General features: G+C 68.9%; 8 protein-coding genes. 3 read left to right on the top strand and 5 right to left on the bottom strand.

Annotated features, from left to right (window positions below; all coding sequences use genetic code 11):
- Nucleotides 1-71: 71 nt before the first annotated feature.
- Nucleotides 72-2,015 carry an anthranilate synthase family protein gene (locus O3597_RS08110; protein ID WP_281603701.1) on the bottom strand — a complete coding sequence of 648 codons (1,944 nt, stop codon included), beginning with the start codon at nt 2,013-2,015 and terminating at the stop codon, nt 72-74.
- Between the two features lie 398 nt (nt 2,016-2,413).
- Between O3597_RS08110 and O3597_RS08105 the strand changes: the two genes are divergently transcribed.
- The gene (locus O3597_RS08105) at nt 2,414-2,824 is read left to right on the top strand and encodes a DoxX family protein (RefSeq protein WP_281603700.1); all 411 of its coding nucleotides are present in this window, start codon (nt 2,414-2,416) and stop codon (nt 2,822-2,824) included.
- A gap of 131 nt (nt 2,825-2,955) precedes the next feature.
- Here the strand turns inward: O3597_RS08105 and O3597_RS08100 are convergent, their stop codons facing one another.
- The 3 genes from O3597_RS08100 to O3597_RS08090 all read right to left on the bottom strand — a co-directional run bounded on the left by O3597_RS08100 (nt 2,956) and on the right by O3597_RS08090 (nt 6,232).
- Complete coding sequence (locus O3597_RS08100; protein ID WP_281603699.1) at nt 2,956-3,165, bottom strand: ferredoxin; 210 nt, start codon at nt 3,163-3,165, stop codon at nt 2,956-2,958.
- A gap of 95 nt (nt 3,166-3,260) precedes the next feature.
- Nucleotides 3,261-4,697 carry an MFS transporter gene (locus tag O3597_RS08095; RefSeq protein ID WP_281603698.1) on the bottom strand — a complete coding sequence of 479 codons (1,437 nt, stop codon included), beginning with the start codon at nt 4,695-4,697 and terminating at the stop codon, nt 3,261-3,263.
- A 290-nt stretch (nt 4,698-4,987) separates the two neighbouring features.
- Complete coding sequence (locus O3597_RS08090; RefSeq protein ID WP_281603697.1) at nt 4,988-6,232, bottom strand: APC family permease; 1,245 nt, start codon at nt 6,230-6,232, stop codon at nt 4,988-4,990.
- A gap of 349 nt (nt 6,233-6,581) precedes the next feature.
- Between O3597_RS08090 and O3597_RS08085 the strand changes: the two genes are divergently transcribed.
- Nucleotides 6,582-6,962: a VOC family protein gene (locus tag O3597_RS08085; RefSeq protein WP_281603696.1), complete on the top strand. Its 381-nt coding sequence runs from the start codon at nt 6,582-6,584 to the stop codon at nt 6,960-6,962.
- A 153-nt stretch (nt 6,963-7,115) separates the two neighbouring features.
- Here O3597_RS08085 and adhE read toward each other — a convergent pair whose 3' ends face one another.
- Complete coding sequence (adhE, locus tag O3597_RS08080; RefSeq protein WP_281603695.1) at nt 7,116-9,776, bottom strand: bifunctional acetaldehyde-CoA/alcohol dehydrogenase; 2,661 nt, start codon at nt 9,774-9,776, stop codon at nt 7,116-7,118.
- A 168-nt stretch (nt 9,777-9,944) separates the two neighbouring features.
- On the opposite strand from adhE, the gene pflB reads away from it, so the two are divergent.
- On the top strand, nt 9,945-12,224 hold the full coding sequence (gene pflB, locus O3597_RS08075) for a formate C-acetyltransferase (protein WP_281603694.1): 2,280 nt from the start codon (nt 9,945-9,947) through the stop codon (nt 12,222-12,224).
- Nucleotides 12,225-12,226 lie beyond the last annotated feature (2 nt).

The raw sequence follows: 12,226 nt of genomic DNA, 5'->3' as shown, positions 1-12,226 counted from the left end.
GGACTCACGCGCGTTGCCGGCCCGGTCGGGCGATGACCGCCACCGGTCTCCCCTGACAGGTCGACCGCGCGTCAACTCGTCAGCGGCACCGGCACCGGCACCAGCGCACCGAGGAACTCGCTGAGGATCTGCGGTCCGTGCTGGGTCAGCACCGACTCGGGATGAAACTGCACGGACCGGAAGTGCGGGCCGCGCAGCGCGTGCACCTGCCCGGACGAGCCGTCCCGACTGACCTGGACGCGCTGCCTGAGACCGGCGTGGAAGACCTGGTCCTGCTCGCATCGGGCGCTGTAGGTGTTGTAGAACGCCACCCGCTCGGGCCGACCGAACAAGTCGATCACACGCTGGACGCCCTGGTTCGGCACCGGCAGCCGGACGATCTCGAGGCCGAGTTCCGCAGCGAGCACCTGGTGCCCGAGACAGATGGAGAGGAAGGGCTTGCTGCCGATGAGCAGTTCCCGGGTGAGCGCGCGTAGCGCGCCGATTCGACGATCGTCGGTGTCACGCGGATCCCCGGGACCGGGGCCGACCACGATGATCTCGAAGGCCTCCGTGCTCACAGGCTCGTCGTACCGGGCGATCCTGGTGTGCAGGCCGAGGGCCCGGAGTTGGTGGCCGAGCATGGCGGTGAACCTGTCCTCGCCGTCCACGACCAACACGCGCCGCCCCTGCAGCGCCGGGTCCGGTGCGATGCGATATGCGCCGTCGAGCCAAAAGGTGGACAGCGTGCTGTTGCGGGCCTGTAATGACTGACGAACGCGCGGATCGGCGGACAACGGCGGGCGAGACCGCGTCACGGACCGGACGACCGGATCAGGTGTCCCAGGTGTCAGGCCGAACGCCCTGAGCATTCCCGCCACCTTGGTTCGGGTCTCGGCCACCTCCGAGTCGGGATCCGAATCCCGGACCAGTGTGGCACCGACGCCCAGCCGAAGCCGGCCGCCTGCGTCGATCTCCGCGGTCCGGATCATGATCGCCGAGTCAAGGGTTCGCTGGCCCAGGCCATCCCGACCGATCAGCGCGAGGAACCCGCCGTAGTATCCGCGTCCGGTCGTCTCGTGGCGGCTGATGACGCGGAACGCGTTCTCGAGTGGGCTACCGGTGACGGTGGGAGCCAACAAGGTTGTTCGCAGCACCTCGCGCACGTCGAGGTCGCTGGGACCTTGCAGAAGGTATTCGGTGTGGGTCAGGCTCGCCATCTCCTTGAGGAACGGACCCCGGGCGCGGCCACCCGACGGGCAGATGCGTGCCATCATCTTCAGCTCTTCGTCGACCACCATGTAGAGCTCATTCGACTCCTTGGGGTCCCCGAGGAACTCCAGCAGTCCTCGCAGGTCGGGACCCTCGGGCGGATGGCGGTACGTGCCACTGATCGGGTTCATCGTCACCGCGCCGCCGACCAGACCCACGTGCAGTTCCGGCGACGCACCGATGAAGGTTCCGGAGCCGGTGTGGATCAGGAAGGTCCAGTAGGCCCCAGCCTCGCTGGTGACAAGTCTCCGGAAGACACTCAACTCTTTGGCGACCGAGTAGTCACGCACCTGTGCGAGGAAAGAGCGCCTGATGACGAAGTTGGACCCGGCACCGTTGCCGATCTCGTCGCGCATGATCCGGCGTACGATTTCCGCATACTCCGGGTCATCGATGTCGAAACCGGCCTCGACGACGGACACGTCCTCCACCGGCAGGAGCGCCACGGCTTGGGCGAGGTCGATTTCGGTGCGGTCACGGATCCGCATGGCCAACAGCGGGGCCCCGTCGTCACGGCACGCGAACCCGTGCTCGGTGATCTGCCGGTAGGGGACCACCGTGAGGAGGTCGGCGCGACCTGCGGCCACTCCGTCTGACGTGCCTGGCGTTTCGGGCAGTGGAAGGTCGGCCAGACGATCCACAGTCGAGATGTCGCCGACGAGCACCTCGACCGACGAACCCGAGAGCGAGTGCGGCCTGTGCAGCAGGGCGAATGCAGATCCGTCCTGACCCAGACCGGCCAGGACGTCAGCGGGATCTGTCATACCCAAGTTCGTCCCGAGCACATCCGGCCCCTTTCACGCGCATGGATTCGGGGATACCCAGTTGATCCTGCGGCGGCGGCGAAAGCTGGACAACTACCTAAGTAAGCAACACCCTCGGCGCCGGAACCGAGAGGCATTGGCGTGAACCATCTATTGTCCCGCAAAAAACACTGACGCGGCTGCCCACCCAGTTCGCCACAACAGCGTGAACCTGCTGGGATCCGACTGCCCACCCTGGCGTAATTACCTGGATGAGGTGGCACCACTCGTCCGGGTAGTGCCAGGAGCGGCAAGCCCGCATTAGGGTCGTGCTGAACCGACTTCAGAATCGGGCGGTGGGACATGAGTGTGCTGGTCGAGAAATTCGGTGCTAATTGCTCGGAAAAGAGGTGGACAGCGTGAGCGACGATGTTGCCGTCAACAAGGCCACCTCCCAGGGGCGCGTGGCGAACCGCGTGCTGTGGGTCGTGCAGGCCATTGTCGGCGTCGATTTCATCATCGGCGGCCTGGTGAAGCTTTTCGGCCTGCCGGCGATGGTGGACCTGTTCGACCGCATTGGTGGCGGTCAGGGGCTCCGGTACTTCATCGGCGTGGTGGAGCTGGTGGGCGGGATCGGTGTGCTGATCCCCGCGTTGGCCGGAATCGCCGCCTCAGGACTGGCGGCGTTGCTGGTGGGGGCTGTCTACACCAATCTCTTCATCGTCAATGATCCGCCCTGGGTTCCGCTGGCCTGGCTGATTGTGGTCTGCGTCCTGGCCTGGCGACGCTGGCCGCGGACCAAGGAGCTGATCATTGGCCTGAGACGCTGAGGTGACATCGCGGCAACCTGCAGCCGTGGCTGGCTTCATCGAAGCCAGCCACGGCTGCAGGTGGTGCGGTGTTCAGAAGCGTTCACCGGGCCGCGCCGGGTCCAGCCGACGGCCAGCGGCTTCAACACGCCTTAGCCGGAGACGGGGGCGTCCTCCATCAGGGTGATCGCGGACATCGGGCAGGCCGTGGCCGCCTCGCGAACCGTGGCGTGCAGCGTCTCGTCGGGCACCGGGACCAGCAGCAGGACAGTGCGATCGTCGCGTTGCGCGAACACCTCCGGCGCGATCAACGCGCACTGCCCGGCGCCGCAGCACTTCTCCTCGTCGACTTCGATCTTCATTGCGATTCCTCTCTGGGTCGAAAGTGACGATGCTTTTGATCGGGACGGTGAAGCGAGCCCGCCGTAGCGGGACGGCGAGGATGGTGGCCTCAGATCTACGGCACCGCGTCGCGTACACCCGACTGCTCCCGGACCGCCTCCGCCGGCTGCTTCGGTATCCGGGTCCGCAGGAGCGCGACGACAGAGAACGCGCTGAGCACCGCAGCCAGAATCATGGCGCCCCGCATCCCGCCGATCTCGTAGGAGGACAGCGACCACATCAGGGTCGCCAGAGCCGGACCCAACGCGAACCCCATGGTGCGGGAGAGATTCGTCGAGGAGCCCGTGGTCGCCAGCAGGCGCTGCGGGGCGTGCGTCATTGCCATGGCCATGTTGGGGGCGTTGAACAGACCGTTGCCGCAGCCCGCCAGGAACAGCCGCCAGGCCAGGTCACCCAACCCCCACGACGTGTCCAGAGGCAGCAGCAGAACCAGGCCGACGGTGAACAGCGAGGTTCCCACCAGGGCGGTCCGCCGGGAGCCCCACCAGTCACCCAGGAAGCCACCGATGGGCCCCATCAGCGCCATCCCCGCCGGGAAGGCCAGCACGGTAAGGCCGATGGCAGCCGGGGATGCACCGAGCTCCTGTTGGAGGAAGAACGGAGAGATGAAGAAGACGGTGCCGATAGCAGTGGCGGCCAGGAGGAGCGCAAGGTGGGGACCGACCTCCCCCGGAGTACGGAACAGGCCCTTCAGGGCCGCACTCGTGGGCAACCGCAGCCAGAGCAGGAACAGGGGCACCGCGAGAAGCGCCAGGAGCATCCACGCCACGCCCTCGCTCGCCGTGAAGGACAGGGCGAGAAGTACGGCCGCGACCGCTCCGCTGAGTAGCAGCGCCTCGGTGAACCACCGACGGTCGGGCGCACGCAGGGGCGCCCCCGCCGGCAGCAGACGCAAGCCGACGGCCATGACGAGAACGCTCACCGGCAGGTTGACGAAGAAGATCCACGGCCATCCCATGGCATCGACGAGCAGGCCCCCGAGTCCTGGCCCGCTGATGAGCCCCACCGGGCCGAGCGTGGTGATCACACCCATCGCGCGACCGCGTGCCTGCGGCCGAACAGCCGTCGTCACCAGCGCCGGGACCAGGGAGAAGAGAAGCGCACCAAACGTGCCCTGGACCAGTCGCGCACCGATCAGGAAGGTCAGGTCGGGTGCCAACCCTGCTGCGAGGCTGGCGAGGGCGAATCCGGCCAACGAGAACACGAGCGCCGGACGCCGCCCGACGTTGTCCAGCCAGCGACCGCTGGGCAGTGCCAGTCCGGCGAGCGGCAGCAGGTAGGCCAGCACCACCCACTCGGTCATGCTCGTCGCGATGCCGAAGTCCTGCTCGATTGCGGGCAGCGCCACGTTGACGATGCTCATGTCGACAGACGCCATGAAAACAGCAAGTCCCGCGGCAATCACCAGCCACCACTGGTCTGCCTGGGTCCCCACCTGGTGATCGGGGCTACCTCGCTGGGCTGCCTGCTCACCCATATCGTTCTCCTTCATCTCTCTCGGCCACCCGGCGCTTCTCCGCCGCCGCCACCTCCCGCTCTGGCTCAGCCCACTCGTACGGCAGCAGGGGGCGGCAACCGGACGCCGCGCCCCGGCTGGCGGCCGACCCTGAAGCACCGACGTCGCCCCGAGCGGGCCGAGACGGCGCGTGGTGAGTGAGCCTCGCCGCTCGACGCGCAGCTACAGCACGCCGAGTAACTCTGGCGGTGCGGCATGTCACAGCCCGAGGTTACATCAAGCCAGTTCGTTAGATCAATCCGTTTTGGTTCAATCGGCCCAGCAATTCAGGCCATTCGCGACGAACGGCGAGCCAACACAGTGGCGCGGCCGGCCAGCCCCAGGCCGAACATGGTCAGGCCGGCGATCACCGACTGCCACGGCAGGGTCGCCACCAGAACCAGACAGCCGGCGGCGCCCAGCATGTTGAGCCAGCGTGGCCAGCGCCGCTCGCGCCGAGGCTGGCGGAAGGCCGCTACGTTCGCGACGGCGTAGTAGACCAACACGCCGAAGGACGAGAAACCGATGACCCCGCGCAGGTCAACGGTCGCGACCACCACGCTGACCACGACCGCGAGCGCGATCTCGGCATGGTGCGGGACGCGGTACCGCGGATGGACGGCACCCAACCACCGGGGAAGATCGCCGTGCCGCGCCATCGCGAGGCTGGTACGGCCGATGCCGGCGATCAGGGCCAACAGCGCACCCAGGGAGGCGAGCGCCGCACCGACGCGAACGACGGGGGCAACGACGGGCACCTCGGCGGACTGCACGGCGCTGACCAGTGGGGCCGCGGCGGCGGCAAGCCGGTCAGGGCCGGCCGCCAGCAGAGCCGTGATCGCCACCGCCAGGTAAACGGCGACGGTGATGAACAGGGCGAGCGGGATGGCACGCGGGATGGCACGCTCCGGCTCGCGGACCTCCTCGGCCATCGTGGCGATCCGGGCGTAGCCGGCGAAGGCGAAGAACAGCAGGCCGGCGGCCTGCAGGATGCCGTACGCTCCGCCGTCGTCCAGCGCCGACCGACCGCCCAGATTCGCCGCTGCGGCATTCCCCCAGACAGCGACCGCCACCACGACGACGGCCAGGGCGCTCAGGCTCGCGGCGACCAGCACCCGGGTCAGAAACACGGTCTTGGTCACACCGCGGTAGTTGAGCGCCGCCAGCGCCACGACGGCCACCACCGCCAACGCGCGTTGGATCCACCTTGGCTCAGGTATGACGTACGAGGCGAAGGTGAGTGCCATGGCGGCGCAGGAGGCGGTCTTACCGACGACGAAACCCCAGCCGGCTGTGAATCCGGCCCACTGTCCGATGCGTTCGCGTCCGTAGATGTACGTGCCGCCGGAGGTCGGCGAGGCGGCGGCCAGTTGCGCGGAGGCCACCGCGTTGCAGTACGCGATCAGCGCCGCGATCAGCAGGCCGATCAGCAAGCCGCTACCTGCCGCGCGAGCCGCAGGACCGAAGGCGGCGAAGACTCCCGCGCCGATCATCGACCCCAGTCCGATCACGACCGCGTCCGCCGTGCTCAACCGCCGGACCAGGGTGTTCGGGGACGCATCAGGACGGTGGCCGGACGGCCGGCTGGCGGGCTCGGCGGCGGATCCTGTCCCCACTGGCCGCTCTGGGCTCATCCGCCACCTCCTGGCACATTCTCATCAAATGCGCTTGATGTAATCTTCCTGCTTGGCGTATGTTCGTCCCATGGCCCCGCCGAGTCAAGTGCCCGTCGCTCGCGTCGAACGCCCGCTTGAGGATCGCGATGCGCGTGCCGACGGCCACGGCGCCTGGCTCCATCCGACGCCCTGGTAGCGCAGAGAATCGTCGCAACGCCGGAGCCTGCCGCCACTTGGTCAACGAATGTGAAGGAGCAACCCGCCCATGACCGGAGACGACAAGTACGCCAGCGTCCGGTACATCGTCGATGACGTTCAGGCCGCCATCGACTTCTACACCACCCATCTCGGCTTCACCGTCAACATGAGCGCCGCGCCCGCCTTCGCCGACGTGGTCCGCGGCCGGCTGCGACTGCTGCTCTCCGGCGCCCCCAGCTCCGGTGCACGCGCCACGCCGGCTGACGCCAGCGGCCCCGGACGCAACCGGATCCACCTGCCCGTCGAGAACCTCGACGCCGAGATCAGTAGGCTGCGCGACGCCGGACTGACGTTTCGCAGCGACGCCATCAGCGGGCCGGGCGGCCGGCAGATTCTGCTCTCCGACCCGGCGGGCAACCTCATCGAACTGTTCCAGCCCGCACAGTAGGCGGACCGGACCGGTCGTGGCCCACGGCATCGGCCGGAGTACCGGGCGCTTGCCCGGCGCGGCCAGGGGCGACACCGGGGGGCGCCGCCACCGCTCGGCGGGTTCCCCGCCGGCCGCCCATGGCCGCGACGAACGGCGACTCGGCGGCGGTGATCACTTGCCGTAGTACGCGTTGCGCATCAGGTCCTGCATGTCGTCGAGCATCGGCATCCGCGGGTTGGCCGGGGCGCACTGGTCCTCGTAGGCGTTGAGAGCCTGCTGCGGCAGGGCCGCGAGGAACGCCTCCTCGTCGACACCGACGGCCTGGAAGGACGGCTCGATGCCGACGGCGTCGCGCAGCCGCTCCACCGCGGCGGCGTACGACTCGACGCCCTGCTGCGGGGTGGCGGCCGGCAGACCCAGCATCCGGGCGATGTCCTGGAACCGCTCCGGCGCCCGGTAGTGCTCGTACTTGGGCCACCCGGTCAGCTTCGCCGGCGTCGCACCGTTGTAGCGGATGACGTGCGGCATCAGGATCGCGTTGGTGCGTCCGTGCGCCACGTGGAAGGTGGCGCCCAGGGTGTGCGACATGGCGTGCACGATGCCCAGGAAGGCGCTGCCGAAGGCCATGCCGGCGATCGTTCCCGCGTTGTGCATCTTCTCCCGGGCCTCGGCGTCGGCCGCGCCGTCGCGTACCGCCCGCTCCAGATAGTTGAAGATCAACTTGATGGCCTGCAACGCGAGGCCGTCGGTGAAGTCGTTGGCGTAGACGGAGACGTACGACTCGGTGGCGTGGGTCAGCGCGTCGAAGCCGCTGTCCGCCGTGATTCTGGGCGGCAGGTCCGCGGCGAGCACCGGATCGACGATGGCCACGCTCGGCGTCAGCGCGTAGTCCGCGAGGGGGAACTTCTTGCCGGTGGCGGTGTCGGTTATGACCGCGAACGGCGTCACCTCGGCGCCCGTACCCGAGGTGGTGGGGATGCAGACCAGTCGGGCCCGCTCCCCCAGCGTCGGGAACTTGAACGCCCGCTTGCGGATGTCGAAGAACTTCTCCCGCATGTCGGCGAAGACCACCTCCGGATGCTCGTAGCGCAGCCACATCACCTTGGCGGCGTCCATCGCCGACCCCCCGCCCAACGCGATGATCGTGTCGGGTTGGAAGGACCGCATCAGCTCCGCGCCCCGATCCACGGTGCCGACGCTCGGCTCCGGTTCGACGTCGTCGATGATCTGCAACGCCACCCGTCCGGGTCGCTGCTGCAGCACCGTGATCAGCCGGTCGACGTACCCCAGCCGGGTCATCGTGTGGTCGGTGACCACGGTGACCCGGTGCACGTCGGGCAGGTCGGCCAGGTAGCGGATCGCGTTCGGCTCGAAGTAGATCTTCGGCGGGACCTTGAACCACTGCAGGTTGTTGGTGCGGCGGCCGATCCGCTTGACGTTGAGCAGGTCGACCGCGGTGACGTTGTTCGACACCGAGTTGCGTCCGTAGCTGCCGCAGCCGAGCGTCAACGACGGCAGGAACGCGTTGTACATGTCGCCGATGCCGCCCTGGGACGCGGGAGCGTTCCAGATGACGCGTACCGCCTTGACCCGCCGGCCGTACTCCTCGACGAGCCGCTCGTCCTCGCTGTGGATCACCGCGCTGTGGCCGAGGCCGTTCAGCTCGACCATCTGCTCGGCGTACCGGATGCCGTCCTCGGTGGACTCCGCGCGGAGCACCGCCAGGACGGGGCAGAGCTTCTCCCGGGTGAGCGGTTCGGCCGGACCGACGTGGTCCACCTCGACCAGGAGCACCGACGTGTCGGCCGGCACGGTCAGGCCGGCACGCTCGGCGATCCACGCCGCGCTCTGGCCGACGACCTGCGGGTTGAGTCGCCCGCCGGCACAGTCGGCGCCACCGGCGGCGCCGCCGAAGATCAGCTCCTCGATCCGGCGCTTCTCGTCCCGGGTGGCCACGTACGCGTGCAGCCGCTGGAACTCCGCGAGCGCCGCCGGGTACACCTCGGCATCGATGATCACCGCCTGCTCCGAGGCACAGACCATGCCGTTGTCGAACGACTTCGACAGCACGATGTCGTGCACCGCCCGGCGCAGCCGCGCGCCGCGATGGACGTACGCCGGCACGTTGCCGGCACCGACACCGAGGGCGGGCTTGCCCGACGAGTACGCCGCGCGCACCATGCCGTTGCCACCGGTGGCCAGGATCGTGGACACGCCCGGGTGCCTCATCAGCGCGCCGGTGGCCTCGACGGAGGGCTGCTCGATCCACTGGATGCAGTGCTCGGGTGCGCCCGCCGCGACGGCGGCGTCCCGGACCACCCGGGCCGCCTCAACACTGCACCGCTGGGCGGCCGGATGGAAGGCGAAGATCATCGGGTTGCGGGTCTTCAGGCCGAGCAGGGCCTTGAAGATGGTCGTCGAGGTGGGGTTGGTGACCGGGGTGACGGCGCAGACCACGCCGACCGGTTCGGCGATCTCGACGATTCCGTTGATCTCGTCCCGGGAGACGACCCCGACCGTCTTCAGGCCCGCCATGTGGTTGGTGACGTGCTCACACGCGAAGATGTTCTTGACGGCCTTGTCCTCGAAGACGCCGCGACCGGTCTCGGCCACCGCCATCCGGGCCAGGTCGGCGTGCCGGCCCAGCGCCGCCACCGAGGCCTTCGCCACGATCCGGTCGACGCGCTCCTGGTCGAAGGCGGCGTAGTCGTCCAGGGCCCGCAGTCCGTTGCCGACCAGGGTGTCGATCGGCGTCGCGGGCATGCTGGCCGTCCCGTTCTCCGGCGGCGAGGCCGGGGCGGGTAGGAGGCGCGTCGCGGGCACGGCGGTCATCCGGATACTCCGATCGTCAGTGCCGGTCACGTCGTCCGGTCACACTCTGATCGTCACCGATGCCCCGCGGCCACGCCGGTGGCCAGCGGCCCGGATCGACCGGGTCTTTCGCCCCTGACCGCCCGGTCGCCTCCGGGAGAGGCTCGAGGAGAGCTTCCAGGAGGAGACATGGTCCAGCAGCACAGCACGGCGGTCCGGCCCGAGCAGCACCCGACGGTCGGGTCCGACCCGTGGCGCGGCTTCCACGGCGACGCCTGGCGCGACACCGTCGACGTGGCCGCGTTCGTCCGTGACAACGTCACCCCGTACCGTGGCGACGCCCGGTTCCTCGCCGGGTCCACCCCGCGCACCACCGGGTTGTGGGACCGGCTACGCGACATGTTCACCGTGGAACGCGAGCGCGGCATCTACGACGTCGACCCGCACACCCCGGCCACTATCACCTCCCACGCGCCCGGCTGGATCGACCGGGACCGCGAGCTGATCGTCGGGTTGCAGACCGACGCGCCGCTGCGCCGGGCGATCATGCCGAATGGTGGGCTGCGGATGGTGGAGAACGGGCTCACCGCGTACGGCTTCGCCATGGACCCGCAGGTGCGCCGCATCTTCACCACGTACCGCAAGACCCACAACGCCGGGGTCTTCGACGCCTACCCCGCCGACGTGCTGGCGGCGCGGCGCTCGCACATCGTCACCGGTCTGCCCGACGCGTACGGCCGCGGCCGGATCATCGGCGACTACCGGCGGGTCGCGCTCTACGGCGTCGACCGCCTCGTCGCCGAACGTGCGGCGATCAAGGCTTCCCTGGACGACCGTCCCGGCACCGAGGAGGTCATCCGGGACCGGGAGGAGCTGGCCGAGCAGATCCGCGCCCTCGGCGAACTCAAGGAGATGGCCGCCGGCTACGGCCACGACATCAGCGCGCCCGCCACCACCGGCCGCGAGGCGATCCAGTGGCTCTACTTCGCCTACCTGGCCGCCACCAAGGAACAGAACGGCGCCGCCATGTCGCTGGGCCGCACGTCGACGTTCGTCGACGTGTACCTGGACCGCGACATCGCCGAGGGCCGGCTCACCGAGTCCGCCGCCCAGGAACTGATCGACGACTTCGTGATCAAGCTGCGGATCATCCGGTTCCTGCGCACCCCCGAGTACGACGAGTTGTTCTCCGGCGACCCCACCTGGGTGACCGAGGCGATCGGCGGCGTCGACGCGGGCGGCCGGCCGCTGGTGACCCGAACCAGCTTCCGCTTCCTGCAGACGCTGTACAACCTCGGTCCGGCGCCGGAGCCGAACCTGACCGTGCTCTGGTCGCCCGACCTGCCCACCGGCTTCAAACGCTTCTGCGCGCAGGTGTCGCTGGACACCAGCGCCATCCAGTACGAGAACGACGACCTGATCCGGCCGGTGTACTCCGACGACACCGCGATCGCCTGCTGCGTGTCGGCGATGCGCGTCGGCAAGGACATGCAGTACTTCGGCGCCCGCGCCAACCTCGCCAAGGCCCTGCTCTACGCGATCAACGGCGGCCGGGACGAGATCACCGGTGAGCAGGTCGCGCCCGCGACGCCGCCGGTCACCGACGACGTGCTGGACTACGACACCGTGCTGGCCGCCTTCGACCGGACCCTCGACTGGCTGGCCCGCACCTACGTCCGGGCGCTCAACGTCATCCACTACATGCACGACAGGTACGCCTACGAGCGGCTGGAGATGGCGCTGCACGACCACCCCGTGCACCGCTTCCTCGCCACCGGGATCGCCGGGCTCTCGGTGGCCGTGGACAGCCTCTCGGCGATCCGGCACGCCCAGGTGAAGGTGCTGCGTGACGGCACCGGCCTGGTCACCGACTACACCGTCGACGGCGACTACCCCGCCTTCGGCAACAACGACGACCGGGCCGACGCCATCGCCGTGGACCTGGTGGAGCGCTTCATGGAGAAGGTACGGGCGCAGCCGACGTACCGGGGTGCCGAGCCGAGCCTGTCGGTGCTCACCATCACCTCGAACGTGGTCTACGGCAAGCACACCGGCAACACCCCGGACGGTCGTCGAGCCGGCGAGCCGTTCGCGCCGGGCGCGAACCCGATGAACGGCCGGGACACCCACGGCCTGGTCGCCGCGGCACTGTCGGTGGCGAAGCTGCCGTACGCCAGCGCCCGCGACGGCATCTCGCTCACCACCACGGTCACCCCGGACGGGCTCGGTCGTACCCGTGACGAGCAGATCGACAATCTCGTGGGAGTGCTCGACGGTTACACCGACGCGGGCGGTTTCCACCTCAACGTCAACGTGCTCGACCGGGCCACCCTCGAAGACGCCATGGCCCACCCCGAGCGGTACCCGCAACTGACCATCCGGGTCTCCGGGTACGCGGTGAACTTCGTCCGGTTGACCCGCGAGCAGCAGCGCGACGTCATCTCCCGTACCGTCCACGGCCGGCTGTGACC

It is taken from the genome of Verrucosispora sp. WMMA2044, assembly GCF_027497155.1.
Taxonomy (GTDB): domain Bacteria; phylum Actinomycetota; class Actinomycetes; order Mycobacteriales; family Micromonosporaceae; genus Micromonospora; species Micromonospora palythoicola.
Note: the sequence above shows the minus strand (reverse complement) of the source record. Positions and strands in the feature narration are given on the sequence as shown.